At 63.8% G+C, this 16,035-nt stretch carries 17 protein-coding genes; 9 read left to right on the top strand and 8 right to left on the bottom strand.

The window, feature by feature from the left end; all coding sequences use genetic code 11:
- Nucleotides 1-3: 3 nt before the first annotated feature.
- Complete coding sequence (locus CCICO_RS00830) at nucleotides 4-909, bottom strand: lysophospholipid acyltransferase family protein (RefSeq protein ID WP_156809779.1); 906 nt, start codon at nucleotides 907-909, stop codon at nucleotides 4-6.
- A gap of 70 nt (nucleotides 910-979) precedes the next feature.
- Entirely contained in the window at nucleotides 980-2,239 is a 1,260-nt protein-coding gene (gene serS / locus CCICO_RS00825; RefSeq protein ID WP_026161250.1) for a serine--tRNA ligase, read from the bottom strand.
- A 116-nt stretch (nucleotides 2,240-2,355) separates the two neighbouring features.
- Between serS and CCICO_RS00820 the strand changes: the two genes are divergently transcribed.
- From CCICO_RS00820 to CCICO_RS00810, 3 genes are all read left to right on the top strand, one after another.
- Complete coding sequence (locus CCICO_RS00820) at nucleotides 2,356-3,099, top strand: GntR family transcriptional regulator (protein WP_018018551.1); 744 nt, start codon at nucleotides 2,356-2,358, stop codon at nucleotides 3,097-3,099.
- A gap of 76 nt (nucleotides 3,100-3,175) precedes the next feature.
- Nucleotides 3,176-4,189: a septum formation family protein gene (locus CCICO_RS00815; protein WP_018018550.1), complete on the top strand. Its 1,014-nt coding sequence runs from the start codon at nucleotides 3,176-3,178 to the stop codon at nucleotides 4,187-4,189.
- Between the two features lie 10 nt (nucleotides 4,190-4,199).
- Complete coding sequence (locus CCICO_RS00810; RefSeq protein ID WP_018018549.1) at nucleotides 4,200-4,547, top strand: metallopeptidase family protein; 348 nt, start codon at nucleotides 4,200-4,202, stop codon at nucleotides 4,545-4,547.
- A 12-nt stretch (nucleotides 4,548-4,559) separates the two neighbouring features.
- Here the strand turns inward: CCICO_RS00810 and CCICO_RS00805 are convergent, their stop codons facing one another.
- Both CCICO_RS00805 and pheA read right to left on the bottom strand, forming a co-directional pair.
- On the bottom strand, nucleotides 4,560-5,240 hold the full coding sequence (locus CCICO_RS00805) for a histidine phosphatase family protein (RefSeq protein WP_018018548.1): 681 nt from the start codon (nucleotides 5,238-5,240) through the stop codon (nucleotides 4,560-4,562).
- On the bottom strand, nucleotides 5,237-6,163 hold the full coding sequence (pheA, locus tag CCICO_RS00800) for a prephenate dehydratase (RefSeq protein WP_026161249.1): 927 nt from the start codon (nucleotides 6,161-6,163) through the stop codon (nucleotides 5,237-5,239). Before pheA ends, CCICO_RS00805 begins: the two co-directional genes overlap by 4 nt.
- A gap of 94 nt (nucleotides 6,164-6,257) precedes the next feature.
- On the opposite strand from pheA, the gene CCICO_RS00795 reads away from it, so the two are divergent.
- The 4 genes from CCICO_RS00795 to CCICO_RS00780 all read left to right on the top strand — a co-directional run bounded on the left by CCICO_RS00795 (nucleotide 6,258) and on the right by CCICO_RS00780 (nucleotide 11,064).
- Nucleotides 6,258-7,448, top strand: coding sequence for an amidase (locus tag CCICO_RS00795; protein WP_018018546.1), 1,191 nt, complete (start codon nucleotides 6,258-6,260; stop codon nucleotides 7,446-7,448).
- A 3-nt stretch (nucleotides 7,449-7,451) separates the two neighbouring features.
- On the top strand, nucleotides 7,452-8,165 hold the full coding sequence (locus CCICO_RS00790) for a CPBP family intramembrane glutamic endopeptidase (RefSeq protein ID WP_018018545.1): 714 nt from the start codon (nucleotides 7,452-7,454) through the stop codon (nucleotides 8,163-8,165).
- A gap of 18 nt (nucleotides 8,166-8,183) precedes the next feature.
- Complete coding sequence (locus CCICO_RS00785; RefSeq protein ID WP_083878212.1) at nucleotides 8,184-9,557, top strand: LCP family protein; 1,374 nt, start codon at nucleotides 8,184-8,186, stop codon at nucleotides 9,555-9,557.
- Between the two features lie 115 nt (nucleotides 9,558-9,672).
- Nucleotides 9,673-11,064: an HNH endonuclease signature motif containing protein gene (locus CCICO_RS00780; protein WP_018018542.1), complete on the top strand. Its 1,392-nt coding sequence runs from the start codon at nucleotides 9,673-9,675 to the stop codon at nucleotides 11,062-11,064.
- A gap of 57 nt (nucleotides 11,065-11,121) precedes the next feature.
- On the opposite strand, the gene CCICO_RS00775 is transcribed toward CCICO_RS00780, so the two are convergent.
- From CCICO_RS00775 to CCICO_RS00765, 3 genes are all read right to left on the bottom strand, one after another.
- Complete coding sequence (locus CCICO_RS00775; protein WP_018018541.1) at nucleotides 11,122-12,036, bottom strand: DUF5926 family protein; 915 nt, start codon at nucleotides 12,034-12,036, stop codon at nucleotides 11,122-11,124.
- Nucleotides 12,037-12,070: 34 nt separating this feature from the next.
- Complete coding sequence (locus CCICO_RS00770; RefSeq protein ID WP_018018540.1) at nucleotides 12,071-12,796, bottom strand: glycerophosphodiester phosphodiesterase family protein; 726 nt, start codon at nucleotides 12,794-12,796, stop codon at nucleotides 12,071-12,073.
- A gap of 128 nt (nucleotides 12,797-12,924) precedes the next feature.
- Entirely contained in the window at nucleotides 12,925-13,869 is a 945-nt protein-coding gene (locus tag CCICO_RS00765; protein WP_018018539.1) for an L-lactate dehydrogenase, read from the bottom strand.
- A 135-nt stretch (nucleotides 13,870-14,004) separates the two neighbouring features.
- Between CCICO_RS00765 and CCICO_RS00760 the strand changes: the two genes are divergently transcribed.
- Together CCICO_RS00760 and CCICO_RS00755 are read left to right on the top strand one after the other, a co-directional pair.
- Nucleotides 14,005-14,673, top strand: a complete 669-nt coding sequence (locus CCICO_RS00760; protein ID WP_018018538.1) for an HAD family hydrolase — start codon at nucleotides 14,005-14,007, stop codon at nucleotides 14,671-14,673.
- Nucleotides 14,666-15,256, top strand: a complete 591-nt coding sequence (locus tag CCICO_RS00755; protein WP_018018537.1) for a phosphatase PAP2 family protein — start codon at nucleotides 14,666-14,668, stop codon at nucleotides 15,254-15,256. The genes CCICO_RS00760 and CCICO_RS00755 overlap by 8 nt, the downstream gene beginning before the upstream one ends.
- Here CCICO_RS00755 and msrA read toward each other — a convergent pair.
- A complete protein-coding gene (gene msrA, locus CCICO_RS00750) occupies nucleotides 15,253-15,906 on the bottom strand; it encodes a peptide-methionine (S)-S-oxide reductase MsrA (RefSeq protein WP_018018536.1) in 654 nt (217 codons plus the stop codon). The genes CCICO_RS00755 and msrA overlap by 4 nt on opposite strands.
- Between the last annotated feature and the right edge of the window lie 129 nt (nucleotides 15,907-16,035).

Below are 16,035 nucleotides of genomic sequence, written 5' to 3'. Positions count from 1 at the left end.
CGTTTAGTTCTCTTTCATTTTCTTAGCGGCTTTCGCCTGTGCCTGCTCGGCCTTGCGAGCTTTTTTCGCTTGTCGACGCTCTTTCTCCGCCCGATCAAGCAGGTCCGCCCGCTCCTGATTCGGCGCGGTGCCGCCCAAGCTCGCCGGTATCCACGGCTCATTGCCGTCGAAGGGGCCGAATTGGGCGTCGTAATCGCGGCGCACCTCCTCCAGCATCACCGTCATGCGTTCCCGCAGCCTGGCGGTGACGTCCTCGGGGGAGCCTTCGGTAGAGATCGGCGCGCCGGCGCGCACCCACAGCGGCAGGCGTTTCCGGCCGAGGTTCTTGGGGAGGTCCTTTGTCCAGAAGCGTTGGGATCCCCACACGATCAGTGGGATGAGCGGAACCTCAGAGCGTTGGGCGATGCGGGCCGCCCCCGTTTTGAATTCCTTGAGCTCGAAGGAGCGAGAAATCGTGCCCTCGGGGAAGATACCCACCAGATGCCCCGCAGCGCAGTGCTCAACCGCAGCCTCGAGCGCATCGCGCCCAGCCTCCCGGTCCACCGGCACGTGCTTCATGGCACGCATCACCCAGCCCACGGGGAAAGGCGCGGAGAAAATCTCCTTCTTGGTCATAAACCGCACCAGCCGCCGCCCCCGCAGGTGGGCGGGGATGCCGGCGAAGATGAAGTCCATGTAGCCGGTGTGGTTAACCGCGATCACCGCCGCCCCATCGGCGGGAATGTGCTCTGCACCTTGGGCCACCGCGCGCACTCCTTGGAGTTTCATCACCAGCCGCGCTAGGCCAATTCCGAGGCGATACACCGGCTCCTTCAGCTCAGCGGGATGCGAGCCGCGGGTCCTCGGCTCATCGGCGGGCACGAGGAAGCCGGATACCTTCCTAAAGCGCTGGTTCTTCTTTCTCCACATTGACGGTGTCCTCTTACAGGGTCGTTATCGGCCTTGGGGGCAGCCGGGGTTGGCGGGGCGTGTTGAGGTGCTAGTTCTTCGGCTCCAGCACCTCGACACCCACGTAGGGGCGCAGCTGCTCGGGGACCACCACGGAACCGTCCTTGCGCTGGTGGTTCTCCAGCAAGGCCACCAGCCAGCGGGTGGTGGCGAGAGTGCCGTTGAGGGTGGCACACACCTGGGCGCGGCCCTGCTCATCGCGATAGCGAGTCTGCAGGCGGCGGGCCTGGAAGGTGGTGCAATTCGAGGTGGAGGTGAGCTCGCGATAAGTGTTTTGGGTGGGCACCCACGCCTCGGTATCGAACTTGCGGGCCGCAGACTGTCCCAGATCCCCGCCGGCAATATCGATCACGCGGTAGGGTACCTCGATAGCGGAGAGCATGTCGCGCTCCATGTTCAGGAGATTCTGGTGCTCCTGCTCGGCGTCCTCGGGCTTGGCGTAGACGAACATCTCCAGCTTGTTGAACTGGTGGACGCGGATGATGCCGCGGGTGTCCTTACCGTAAGAGCCGGCTTCCCGACGGAAGCAGCTGGACCAGCCCGCATACTTCTTCGGACCATCGCTGAGGTCGATGATCTCGTCCTTGTGATACCCGGCCAGCGCCACCTCGGAGGTGCCCACGAGGTACATGTCGTCGGCAGGAAGATAATAGATTTCGTCGGCGTGCTCGCCCAAGAAACCGGTGCCGGCCATAATGTCGGGGCGCACCAGCACAGGCGGCACCATGAGCTTAAAGCCGTGCTCCATCGCCTTCTTAGCAGCGAGGTTCATTAGGCCAAGCTCGAGCAGGGCGCCATAGCCGGTGAGATAGTAAAAGCGCGCACCCGAGACCTTCACGCCGCGCTCCATGTCAATGAGGCCGAGTTTCTCGCCGAGCTCGGCGTGGTCCTGGGGCTCGAAGTCGAACTCAGGCGGGGTGCCCACATAGTCCACCTCAACGAAGTCCTCCTCGCCACCGGCGGGAGCGCCCTCCACCACATTAGAGAGCTTCATCTGCAGCTCCTGCACCTCGGCCTCGGCCGCCTTTTGCTCTGCATCGGCTGCCTTAACCTTGGCCTTAAGCTCATTCGATCCCTCGAGCAGCGCCGGGCGATCCTCAGGGGCCGCCTGGCCAATCTTCTTACCGAAGGCTTTCTGCTCGCTACGCAGAGCGTCCGCGTCGACAATCGCGGAACGGCGGCGTTCATCGGCGGCGAGCAGGGCGTCGACAAGCGCGGGATCCTCCCCCCGATTCAGCTGGGACTGGCGAACGACATCTGGGTTTTCACGCAAGAACTTAAGATCAATCACATCCATCAGCCTACCGCGCAGCGCCTGAAAAATGGGACTGTCTCCCACCTTCGCGCGTGGCAGAGGATACATCCATCACGACGCTCCGGTTATCACCAGTTCGCTACTATGGAGGTATGTCCTCGTCCCCGTCATTTCCTGCGCGCCCGCTCGCCGACACCGGCAAGCCCAAGCATGCCCAGCTGCGGGAAGTTCTCGAGGATATTTGCACCCACGAGCTCAAGCCGGGTGACATGTTGCCCGGTGAGCGCATCTTGGAAGACACCTTCGGGGTCTCTCGCATCACGGTACGCCGCGCTATCGGTGACTTGGTGGCCAGCGGCAAACTCAAAAGGGCCCGCGGCAAAGGCACCTTCGTAGCCCCCAACCCGCTGGTTAACCGCCTCCACTTGGCGTCCTTCTCCTCCGAGATGGAAGCCCAGCAGCTGACCGCCAGCTCCAAGATTTTGGCCTCCGCCTGGGCCCCTGCCCCGCCAGACGTGGCAGAGTTCTTCGGCACCGACCCCTCCACCCCGCACACCCACCTCGTGCGGCTGCGGCTGGGCAATGGCGAGCCCTATGCGATCGACGATGGCTGGTACAACTCCCGCTACGCCCCGAACCTGCTTGAGACAGACGTGTACAAATCCGTCTACGCCATTTTGGATCGCGACTACGGCGTGGCCGTCACCGACGCGGAGCAAACCGCCACCGCCGCCAACGCCAGCCCAGACGATGCTGAGCTGCTCGGGCTGCGCCCCCACGACGCACTCCTGGCCGTCACACGGCTGTCCACCTCGCACGACAAGCCCGTTGAGTGGTGTCGCTCCTTGTACCACCCCGATCGATTTAGCCTTAAAACCCACGTGCAACGAGCATAAAAAGCCCCACGCTGGTGGCACCCCGCGCAACGGCAGGCCCCTACCGCTTGCCGGCGCGGGAAGGGAAGTCGCTAGCATGGGGGACGTGAACTCGACGACTACACCCACCTGGCGCAGCGGCACCGCGCTGCGGATCTGCGCAATTGCCGCCCTCGCCGGCGGCGTGGCGATCGGTAGTTTCGACATGGTGCGGGAAAACCAAGCCCCCGAGGAAACCCCGAACGCCTCCTCTACTACCTCCACCGTGGAAGAGGTTGCGCCCTTCACCACAGCCGACGCCGGCTCGTGTGTGACTTGGTCGTTCACCCCCACCGGTGATGTCGCCGACTTCGAACAAACTGACTGCGCCAGCCCCCACCGTTTCGAGGTGACCGCGCGAGAGAACCTCGCCGCCTACCCCTCCTCCGAGTTCGGCCCCGACGCCCCCGCCCCAGATCTCACCCGGCAAGCGCAGCTGCGGGAGGAGCTGTGCCAGCAACCCACCATCACGTACCTCAACGGCACCTACGATCCGCGTGGCCGCTACTCTATAGCGCCAGTCCTGCCGCCGCCGAGCGCCTGGGAGGCCGGAGATCGCACCATGCTCTGCGGCCTACAGTCCACCGATCCCAATGGTGTGCCGCAAGAAACTACCGGCAAGGTCGCCGACCAGGACCAAGCTCGAGTCAAGGAACCGGGCACCTGCGTGAGCATCGACGGGGCGAACGTGCCGCACACCGTGGCCTGCGATGCCGACCACATGCTCGAGGTCACTCGCGTTGTGAACCTCACGGAATTCTTCCCCGACTCGGTGCCCACCGAAGAGCAGCAAAACGACAAGCTCAACCAGGTGTGCACCCAAGCAGCTGAGGAGTATCTCGGCAACGAGGAAAACCTCTACCAGTCCACACTGCAGCCTTTCTGGACCACGCTCTCCGCCGATGCGTGGCAGGGCGGCTCGAAGTCTGTGAACTGCTCGCTCATCAAGGCCCGCGAGGACGGCGGCTTCTCCACACTCAAGGGCACCGCCACCGGCCCGTTCACCATCGACGGCGCCGCCCCTCCGCCACAACCGGAGCGCAACCCGTTGCGCGAGGACGTCCGACGTTAGGATCAGCGCGATGGTGACCATCAGCGACGAACGCTTCGAAGAACTCGTGGACATGGGCCTCGACCTCATCCCCGAGGAACTGCTGAGCAGGCTGACCAACGTGGTCATCCGGATCGAGGATCGCAACCCCGATTCCCCCGACATCCTCGGACTCTACGAGGGCGTCGCGCTGCCCGACCGCACCAACGAGTTCAGCGGATTCCTCCCCGACACCATTACGATCTACAAGGAATCGCTCAAAGAATACTGTGTGAGCGAAAGGCAGCTCGTCGAGCAGGTGGGCATCACCGTAGTGCACGAGATCGCGCACTATTTCGGCATTGACGACGCTCGGCTCCACGAACTCGGCTGGGGTTAACCTGCCGGCCGTTCAGTCCCCACAAAGCTGCTCCACGGGAGTATCTGACCAATGGGTCAGTGTCCAGCGGCCGAAGATACGCCCGCGCGGCTCCAGTACAATCAGCCCGCAGTTCTCCAGACGATGATCGCGCGCAAACTCCGGCTCCAGCGCACACGCATGAGTGGCCACCGTACGACTGATCGCCCCGTGATTCACCAGCACCGCGTCCCGGCCCGCATCAACATGGTCATTGAGCATCTCCACCAACACCGGCAGATAACGGCTCACAATCGCGCGCAGCGATTCCCCACCGGGCAGGGCGGCCTGCTCGCCGCGGAGCCGGCGGACGAAGTGCTCCACATAAAGCTCCGCATCCTCCCGGCGGGTACTGCCCTCGAGATCACCGGCGCTGATCTCGTGTACCCCTTCACGCACCAGCACCCGGTCTAGGGGGAGGCCGCTGTCCTCGCGGAAACTCGCGGCTGCACGCATCGCGGTCTGCTGGGCGCGAATGGCCACCCCGCTGTAGATCCGTCCCAGGTGCGGGCCGCTGAACTCGGCCAGCTTCTGCCCCAATTCCTGGGCCTGGCTCTGGCCGAGCTCGGTGAGCTCAGCCCCCGGCGGGAGGGTATCGAGCACTAGGTTTTTGTTGGCATAGGTCTGGCCGTGCCGAGCCAAGATGATTCGACCCGTGCGGGGAGATGTACTCATCGCCTACCTTCTCTCATCGCCGCCACCCAGGCGGTGGCTGCCTCGCGTTCGGTGCTGCGGTCGGGCTGCTCCGGCGGGGTGGAGCTGTGCGGCCACGAGCCTAAATACTGCACGGACTCGCAGCGCATATGCAGCGCCCGCAGCGCCTCCGCCACTATGGCATCGTCGATATGTCCCACCAAATCCGCGTGAAAACGATAGGTACCCAGCCCAGTGCGGGTAGGGCGGGATTCAATCCGAGTGAGATCTACCCCGCGCAGCGAAAACTCGGACAACGCACCTACCAGGCTGCCGGGCACATTCGGCAGCGTAAACACCACCGAGGTGCGATCGTTGCCCGTACGCTCGGTCGGTATTCCCGCTGGGCCCACCACCACAAACTGGGTGCGGGCACCGGGTACATCCGCCACGTCGCTGGCCACCACCTCAAGCCCCCACAGCGCAGCCGCGGCTTCCGGGGCGGCGGCATAGTCGGCCTCTCCTTTGGCCACAGCCTCCGCGGCCGCAGCATTTGAGGAGGCGGGGATAAATTCCACCTCTCCTACAAGCTGCTGGGCCGAGTTCTTCACCTGTTGCCACGCCACGGGGTGGGTGCTCAACCGCGGCGGAGTGGTGCTGGAGGTGGCGTCGCCACGCATGAGTGCGAAGGAGATCTCGAGGGCGAATTCGTGATAGATCTGCACCCCCTCCGCCGCAGCGAGAGCATCAAAGGTCGGCGTGACGGCGCCGTCCACTGAATTTTCGATGGCCACACAGGCATAATCGGCCCTGCCCTCCACCACCGCGGCGAGCGCCTCCGCCGGGGAGGACACCGGCAGACCAGCCGGCTCGGGGCTGTCGAAGCAGCCGCGCTCAGCGAAGGCCTGCATCGCCATCTCCGTGAAGGTACCGCGCGGACCGAGAAAAGCCACCGTCGTCGTCATGATCTTCGAGTGTAGCGGCTCACAGGCGCCCGCACACGGGCTAGCGAGAGCTCCGCCTTTCCCCGCCACTGGTGGCGGTCTACCATCAACATTCATGCCGCACCCCACCCCGCCGATCGAGACCGAGCTGGCCCGCATCCATCGCGCACTGGCGGCGCTAAGCCCCGCCGAGCACGGCGTGATCCACGATGGCACCGCCCACCCCATCGCCCCCACCGGCCACGGGCACCTCGACGGCATGGTGCTCTTTGTCAAAGACCTCTCCGATGTGGCCGGCATGCCCACCAGCTACGGCTCCGTGCATCGTCGCCACCTGCCGCGCAGCCACGATCATGTCAGCGCATGGCTACTGCGCCAGGGAGCCACCATCGCCGGTAAAACCGCCACCTCGGAGATGGGAATGACAGCCTATACCGAGCCCGTAGGGCAGCCGCCCACCCAGAATCCGCTGTGGCCCGGGCGCACCCCCGGCGGCTCTTCTGGGGGCGCCGCAGCGCTCGTAGCTCGAGGTATTGTGCCCGCCGCCCACGCCTCCGATGGCGGCGGCTCCATCCGGGTACCGGCTGCCGCCTGCGGTCTCGTGGGCTTCAAACCGCCACACACCCCCGGCGAGGGCCGACTCACCGCCCAAGGCTTCCTCACCACTAGCGTCCGCCGTGCCGCTGCCCTCCACGGCCTCACGCCCCGCCCCTCGCGGCTGCGCATCGGCGTTCTTCGCGCGCCCCTGCACGGCGACGGGGACGTGGATCCCATCATGCTCTCCGCGCTTGACGACGCCACCTCGCACCTTCGCAGCCTCGGCCACGAGATCATCGCCGTGGACCCCGCCTACGGCCCGGAGCCCTTTGCCGCTTTCCAAACCCTGATGTGGTGCAAGTCCCGCCGCATCCCTGGTCCGGCCTCAGCGATCGTGGAGTACATGCGCCAGCGCGGTGCTGAGCTCCCGTCCGGCGCGCTCGAGGAGGCGCTCCACGTCCTTGCAGGCGTGGACCGCCACGTGCGCCATAGCTGGCGATGCGACCTACTGCTCAGCCCGACCCTGGCCTATGATCCCCCGCCGATCGGCGCATTCAGCTCCCTCGACCCACAGGCCGATTTCGATGAACAAACCCGTTGGACCCCGTGGGGCAGTCTTTTTAATATCACCGGCCGCGCTGCGATCTCGGTGCCGTGGCAGCTGCCAGGCCGGGCACCGGTGGGCCTGCATTTAGGCTGCATCCACGCAGACCCAGCCGCACTGCTGGGGGTGGCCGAGGAGCTGGAGACACCAGGAGAGAAGGATTAAGCCATGATCCTCGCGGAAATTATTGTGGTGCTTCTTATCACCTTCGGCACCTCGGGGCTGCGGTCGAGTCTCCGCCTCATTGATGCGCTGCTCGCGCCGGAGGCACTCAACGAGCAAAGCACCACGCTCAACGCCCCGCAATCCTCAGCGCTGTGGCTCGATCTGGGCCTGCAATTGATCTCGGCGGCTGCACTGTGCGGCTGGGGGCTGCTGGTGGTCTATCTGCTTGCCCGCGACCGCATCCTGCTACCGCGGCCGCGGCTGCGCGATGGACTGATCGGGGCTGGGCTCGCCGCGATCATTGGTGTCCCTGGGCTCGGTCTGTATCTTGTGGCGCTGCACGCTGGCTGGAGTAAAGAGGTGGTGGTCTCCGCCTATCACTCGGGGCTGTGGGCGGGCGTGATCCTGCTGCTGTGGAGCTTCGCCAATGCCTTCGCCGAAGAAACCGTGGTGGTGTGGTGGCTCAGCACCCGGCTCGCGCAGCTGCGGTGGGCGCCGGTGGCGATCATTGCCGCCTCCGCGGTGCTGCGCGGCTCCTACCACCTGTACCAGGGCGTGAGCGCCGGGGCGGGCAATATTGTGATGGGTATCGTCTTCGCCGCCGTCTATCTTAAGATTCGGCGGGTGTGGCCGCTGGTATTCGCGCATTTCTTCATCGATGCCGTCGCTTTTCTCGGCTACCAGTTCCTCGATGTATCGAGGCTCGGATTGTCTTAGGCACTAAAGTAACCAGACATGGACGATTTCGCGAGAGACAAAGACGGCCGCATTCTGCGCGATCGCTACGGCCGCCCCGTGAGGCGGCGCCCTCAGCCGCCCCGGTCGGGGGGCTCTCCCGCTTCTCGACGCGAACCTCACCCCCCTCGTGAGCCGCAACCCCGGCGCGAACCTCGCCGGGAACCCCGGCGTGAGCCGCGTCGCGAACCCCGTCATGAATCTCCCCGTGAACCCCAGCGGCCGCAGCGGCACCGGCGTGACAGCGACACACCTGCCCGGCACCGCCAGCCCAGCTATGAAGAGCAGCGGCGGGCCTATTACCGCGAGCACCCCGAGGCGGCCCGCTCGTCGCAGCAGCGCCCCCGCCAGTATTACGCCCCTGTGCAGCAGCCGGGTCAGCACGGCCAGTATTCGCCGAGGCAGCATGCAGCTGCCCCACCACGCCCGGCGGCCGCGCCGCGGCGTCGTGCCCCGTGGCGGGCTCTGCGCTTGCCACGCATGGGCTGTTTCTCCATGTTCCGCTGGGCTGTGGCGATCATCGTCACCATCGCGGTAGTGGGCATGCTGTGGGCCGACACCAAATTCGAACGAGTAGACGCGATGCCAGCCCAGCAGATCTCCAACACGCGTGGCTCGAATTGGCTGCTGGTGGGCTCGGATTCCCGCGAAGGGCTTAGCCCTGAGCAAAACCACGAGCTCATGACCGGTGGTGATGTGGGAGGCAACCGCACAGACACGATCATGGTGCTGCACGTGCCCACCTTCGGCAAGCCCACGCTGCTGTCTATCCCGCGCGATAGCTATGTGCCGATTCCCGGCTACGGCATGGACAAGATCAACGCCGCCTTCTCCTTCGGCGGCCCACCTTTGCTCATCGAGACCGTCGAACAGAGCACGGGACTCAAGATCGACCACTACGCCGAGGTCGGCTTCGGCGGCTTTGCCAACGCAGTCGACGCCGTTGGCGGGGTGGATCTCTGCGTGGACGAACCCATCCACGACGATGTCATCAACTTCCACCTCGAGGCCGGTTGCCAAGAATTCAATGGCGCCCAAGCCTTGAGCTTTGTGCGCACCCGCTCCACCGCGCAGGGAGATATTGACCGCGCGGCTCGTCAGCGACAGTTCCTCACCGCCCTCGCCAAGAAGGTGGCCTCCCCGACTACCTTCCTCAACCCTTTCCGGTCTTTCCCACTGGTTAACGGCGTCGCGGGATCGCTCACGGTGGACTCCGGCGACCACACTTGGCATTTGATGTGGGCGGCGCTGCACATGCTCGGCGGCTTTAACACCGAGGTGGTGCCAGTCGGTGGCATGGACAACGTGGATGTGGGCTCCGTGGTGCTATGGGATGAAACCGAAGCTGAGCAACTCTTCAGCTCCCTTCGCTAGCTTTTCTGTGCATAACCTTCCGCGCTAGCTAGGTTATGCACAGCCCCCGCTAGTCGGCTGGGCCCTTCCTGCTCTAGTGTGTGCGCCACGCGTTCACACAGAAAGGAGGGGCCCAATGTCTGTCACCGACCACGTACAGCAGATCGTTGATCGTATTGGCGAGGATCTCGCTCAGCTCGTGGCGCTCTATGACGTGGACACGGGCGGGTTCACCTCGCTCGGCGCTACCCTCCCCCAGTTGGCGGAGCTAGAACAACACATGGCGCTCAAGGCACACCTCGATGTGCTTATCGCCCACCACGCCAGCACCGAGGATCTCATGGATGCAGTGGGCACCTCCAAGCCGCGCCGCATCCTCAAGGAGCATCTCGGGTGGTCGAATCAGCGGGCGAATTCCACCATCGGCCAAGCCAGCTGCCTCTACGGCACGCTCAAGGACGAGCCCGACGAGCAGCTGAGCGAAACCGAAAACGAGATCAACCGGGACACCGCGGAGATGCTTCGCGGCCAGACGCGCCAGCAGCTACGCGATCACCGCATTTCCGGCGAGACCCGCACTGCCATTGATAAGGCCCTGCTTGGGCTGCGCACAAAGAACGCTCTGCTACGTGAAACACTGCGCCACAACGCCGTGCGCTACGCCTACGAGGCCAGCTGCGATGACACGCGCGCCTATGTGAAACGTCTCGTGAACGAAGCGAACAGCGAGCTCAGCCCCGAGCCCGCCCGTGCGGAACGCAACCGCGCCTTCACCATCACCGATGCCGATAATGACGGCGGCAGCCGGCTCTTCGGCTACTTGCCCGAGCGTATTACCGCAAAACTGCGGGCATGGCTCGAGCCCTTCGTGGATCGCACCCCCAATAAGGATGATCCGCGCAGTACCCAACAGCGCTATGCCGATGCCCTCGACGCTGCTCTCGATCACGGCAGCCCCGGCAAACCCACCTTGGTGTTTTCGGTATCGGCCAAGGATTTCGACGATGCCGATCGTGCTGCCGCTGGGATGCTCTTTCCCACCAACACCGGCAATGAACTCACCGTCGCCGATGTTCTCGCCCTGACCGAGGCCAAATACGGTTTCGTCTGCGTGCACGATCCCCGCACCGGTCAGGCCCTCGACTTGCGGCGCACCACGCGGCTGGCGAACTTCTACCAGCGGCTTGCGCTTTTCGCCTCCGAACTCGTCTGCTCACACCCAGGCTGCTCGGAGCCGGTCAGCCGCTGCGACATCCACCACATCACCTCGTGGAATGATGGCGGACCAACCGACCTGGCGAACCTCACACTGCGCTGCCCAGAACATCACAGCGACAACGATGACACCTGGGAGCATCCCGCCAAAACCCATGCGGCCCGGCATCCCGACACCGGTGTGGTGGGTTCAGCCACCGCCGAGCGGCCGAACGATCCGGTGCCAAATACCTCGACTGCGGCCAGACACTCCGCCGGTGCAAAGATCCGCCGCCAAGCCTGGCCGCAACCACCACCCGAACCCGGACATTAGAAAAGGCCAGCTGGGTTGAGTACCCAGCCGGCCACGGGATCTGTGCGCGATATGGCTTTAGCGAATGGTCAGCTGCCGCGACTTGATGTTATTGAGTGCTTTGCGCTCCTCGGCGGTGAGCTGCGCATCATTGTTGAGCTCTGCCTCGATGACGGCGTTGAGCTCCTCGATGGCGGGCACAAACTCCTGCGCGGTGATGGTGGGATCGAGATCGAACACCGGAACCACGAGGCCGTGGGTACGGAAAGTGCCGGCGAACTTGGTGTCCTCACCCAAGTGCAGCTTGCCGGCCGCTCCGATCCGAGCCAACGCGGCAAGAAGCTTGTCCTCATCGTCTTGGCGCACCCAACGAATGTGGGCCTTCTCGCCGGGATCCACCCACCACAAGGCGCCCGGAACCGATGCGTGCACCTGCTGCGAGGGGATGATGGTGTCATTGGCCATCTGCAGCATACGCCCAGTCTGCTCGTCACTGGTCTGCCCCTCGGGCACCCACCAGTCGAAGGTGTCGAAAGCCTGCACATCTAGCTCGGAATCGGCGCTGAGCAACTCGGTGAGTGCGGGCTGGGAACCATCCTGGTGACCAGGTGCCAGCGTGGAACCGGGAGCGGCGGAAATAGCCCAGTTGAGGGCGTAGGCCAAATCCTTGCCCTGGGTCTTGGTGCGGTGCTGGGTCTGCATGGCCACGAATGCCTCGCCACCGGCCTCATTATCGCGCACGAGAGCGGCAACTGCACCCGGCAGCACGGTGCAAATGTAGACCTCGCGCTCACTTCCAGCGACCTCGACCTTGGCGTAGGCGGAGGGGATGAACTCCTGCAGCGCCACCAGCTGCGGCTCGGCAGCCAGCCCCTCGAAGGGGCGGTTTTCGCCCATCAGTGCGGCGCGCTCTGCGGCGCGGGCAGCCAATTTAGCCTGCTTGCGGCTCATGCCCTCCGGCAGGTTCTCACGATTCTTCTTCTTTTTGCCCATGGCACAAACATACCCGCCCGCTACCCGGGCGATGCTAGTGGCCCGTGCCGCGATCTACCACTTCGCGGGCGAGGGCAGGCAGATTGGTAGCCAGCCACTGCACCCCGCTATCGCGGCATAGGGTCATGTCCTCCGGATCATCCACAGTCCACACATAGCTCGACGGCGGCAGCGTGTGATCACGAATGTGTTCGCGGGCGGTGCGCATCGATAAGCCCACCGCCGTGGGCTGAATGGTGAGCTCGCGGATGCGGTGGTACCACGCATTGGGATCGTTACGCAGATAGATCCGATCCAGTGCCGGCGCCAGCTGTTGGATACGGTGGATCGCCGAGCCCGAAAAAGAAATGACGTGAATGTGGGGGTCGGCCAATAAGCCGCGGTAGCGCAGCGTTTTTACCAATTCCTCTTCCAGCATTCGCCCATAACGCATTGGGTGTTTGCTTTCGATAAAGAGGTGCTTATCCGGATGATCGTCCATGATGTCGAGCAACTCGTCCAGCGTGCACGGTGCCGAGGGGGCCTCCTCGGTGCCGAAATTGTATTCGCGCAGCTGCTCAACTGTGTGCGTGGATACTCGGCCACGACCATCGGACACTCGATCCACGATGGGATCATGGATACAGACAAGCTCCCCGCAGCGAGTGAGCCGAACATCGCACTCCACCCCATCGGCGCCCTGTAGAAAAGCCTCGGTGAAGGCTGTGGCCGTCAGCTCCGGATAGTCGGCGGATGCGCCGCGATGCGCAATCACAAACATCTCTCGCTACCTCTTCTCATCGCTGCCGATTGGACGCTCTCAGGATACGCCGCCCGCCCAACACACAACCGGCCCCGCCCCGCACATTCCACGTGACATGCGGGAGGGGCCGGCGGTGGGGCTACACCTTAGAAGAAGTTGTTCTGCACCTCGCGCAGAGCATCTGCAGACTTGGTGAAGCGGTGCATCTCGTGCTCATTGAGCTCCAGCTCCACCACACGGTTGATGCCCTTGCGGTTCACAATGGCCGGGGTGCCAATGTAGATGTCCTCTTGACCGTACTCGCCCTGCAGCAGTGCAGAGACCGGCAGCGCCACATCCTGGTTTTGCAGCACAGCGCGGGTGATACGGGCCAGGCCCATACCGATGCCATAAGAGGTGGAGCCCTTGGCATCGATGATGTGATAGGCGGCGTCGCGGGTTTCCTCGAAGATCTTCTCCAGCCGCTCCTCCAGGCCCGGCTCCTTGGCCAGCTTCATGCGCATGGACACACCCGCGATCGTGGCGGAGGAGAGCACCGGCAGTTCGCTATCGCCGTGCTCACCCACAATGTAGGCGTGGATGGAGGTGGGCGAGCACTCGTAAAGCTCACCGAGCATATAGCGGAAACGAGCGGAATCCAGCACCGTTCCGGAGCCGATCACACGCTGCCACGGCAGGCCGGAGTACTTCCAGGCTGCGTAGGAGAGCACATCCACCGGGTTGGAGGCCACCAGCATGATGCCGTCGAAGTTGTTGGCCATCACCTCGTCCACGATGGACTTCATGATCTTCATGTTCTTGTCCACCAGCTGCAGGCGGGTCTCGCCCGGCTTCTGGGCAGCGCCTGCGCAGATGACCACCATGGCGGCATCCTCACAGTCCGCGTAGGTGCCCTTGGTGACACGGGTGCGGGAGCTAGCCCACACGACGCCGTGGTTGAGGTCCATGACGTTGCCGGCCAGCTTCTTCTCATCGATGTCGATGATGGCCAAGTGGTCCACCGTGCCCTGGTTCACCAGAGCGTAGGCATAGGCCACTCCCACGTCACCGGCGCCGATGAGCACGACCTTGTTGCCAACAATATCCTTCATTGTTTTCGTCCCTCGCGATGTTGGTTTTTTCGCTTTCCGCAGCCCATTGTGCCCGTTTGTTTTTGTTTTCGCTAGCACTCGGGGCGGTTCTGTGGCCAAAAGTGGGAAACCCCACACCGCCTATACTGTGGCAGCATGCCCCGCTATGACGCCATCCTTTTTGATCTCGACGGCACCCTAGTCGATCACGACTCTGCCGCCCACCAGGCCGCCGCCAGCCTGATACGCCAGTATGGACTCGCTGGGAACGAAAACGCACTGATCGAACGCTGGTTCATCATCGAACACGAGGAGTTCAGCCGCTTCGAGCGCGGCGAAATCAGCCACGCCCAACAGCGGCTTAATCGCATGTCTCGCTTCTTCGATACCCCGCTCAGCGATGACGAGTCCCGCCAGCGCTTCGAGGTTTTTGCCTCCGCCTACCGCGCACACTGGCGTGCCTACCCCGACGCTGCCGCCGCTTTGACCGCCGCAGAGCAGTCTGGAGCGCAGGTGGCGATCATGACTAACGGTGCCCGTGACATGCAGGCGGGCAAGCTGGCTGCTACGGGCCTCGAGTCGGCGTCGATACGCCTCATCCCTACCGCGGAGCTCAGCTGCGCGAAACCGAATCCGCAGGCCTATCATGAGGCGCTAGCGCTCATGGGGGTGCGCCCGGAGCGGGCGGTGATGATCGGCGATAACTACATCAACGATGTGCAGGCAGCCCGAGCCGCCGGACTCCACGCCGCGCACCTGAGCGACCCCGCAAAGCTGCTAGAACTGCTGCACACAGAGGTTCTAGTAGCCTGTGAGGGTGCTTAACTCCATCGACACCACATATCTCCATTGGGGGCTGGAGCACCGCTCCCCGGCACTCGACGCGGCCGTCACTGCCTTCACCAATATCGGCACGACCGCGCTGAGTCTTCCACTTGCCACCCCCATGGCGTTTCTCCTCACCGCCATCCTGCGTAGCTGGTCCCCCGTACTCACCGTAGCGATGGCGGCAGCAGTATCAACGAGCACCACCACCATCATCAAAGCGATGGTAGGGCGCGCTCGTCCAGAACACTCCCTCGCGGTGCCACCCTATGAGCACTCCTTTTCTTTTCCCTCAGGGCACACCCTCAACGCCACTGTTCTCGCCCTCGTTCTGGGCTACTTCTGCGCCAGAGCAGTGCAGCGCCGGTGGGTGCGCGGACTGATATGGGCCGCGGCGCTCTGCTATGCGCTGTGCATGGGAGTATCGCGCATATTTCTCGCCCACCACTGGAGCACCGATGTGTTGGCGGGGTGGGTTTTCGGCGCGATCATCGCTGGGGCGGCACTCGCGCTCGTAGAGGGGCTGACTCGGCGAGGCGGCCACCTGCCAGTGCCGCTCGCAGCGCCCCATCCAGCCCGCTAGCCGCAGGCAACCCCAGTGGAGTGCACGGGACAATAGCCCGCAGGGTTTTTCCACAAATACTGCTGGTGATAGTCCTCAGCCAGATAGTAAGAGCCCGTGGGTGTTGCGCTGAGCTGGGCAACCTCGGTGGTGATAGGGCCATAGCCGGCCGCGGCGAGCTTTGGCTCGTAGTCGGCGATGAGCTCTCGCACCAATTCTTCATCCTCGGCTGTGTCGAGGAAATAAGCAGAACGGTACTGCGTGCCCACATCATTGCCTTGGCGGAAACCCTGAGTGGGATCGTGCGCCTCAAGGGTGGCGGCGATAATCTCCCTGGCACTGACACGGGCGGGGTCGTAGACCACCTCTACGACCTCGGTGTGGCCAGTGCGCCCCGTGCACACCTCGCGATATGTGGGATTGGGGGTAAAGCCACCGGCGTAGCCGACCGAGGTGGACTCCACTCCCTCGAGCTGCCACAGCAGCTTCTCTGCACCCCAAAAACAACCCATACCGATGATGAGGCGCCGCTGGCTCGGTTTCCACGGCCCAGTGATCGGGGTTCCGAGAACCGCGTGGGGCTTCGGCTGCTCGAGCACTGGCGCGGATCCACCCTTTAAGGCTTGCTCTGCGGTGACCATCTCTGGGGTGCGGGAAAAAAGAAAACCCATGGTGCTAGCACTTCCTCAAGCGGTAATGGTGATATCCACTCGGGGCAACGAGTGGGGGAACTCGAACCAATGTAGTACCCGCGCACACAAAGCTCAGCCGCCCCCTACCCGGCATGGTTTTATCAACCT

Origin of the sequence: Corynebacterium ciconiae DSM 44920 (assembly GCF_030440575.1) — a bacterium.
In the GTDB taxonomy this organism is placed as follows: Bacteria; Actinomycetota; Actinomycetes; order Mycobacteriales; family Mycobacteriaceae; genus Corynebacterium; species Corynebacterium ciconiae.
The sequence above is the reverse complement of the archived record's forward strand: the minus strand, read 5'-3'. Positions and strand labels throughout refer to the sequence as shown.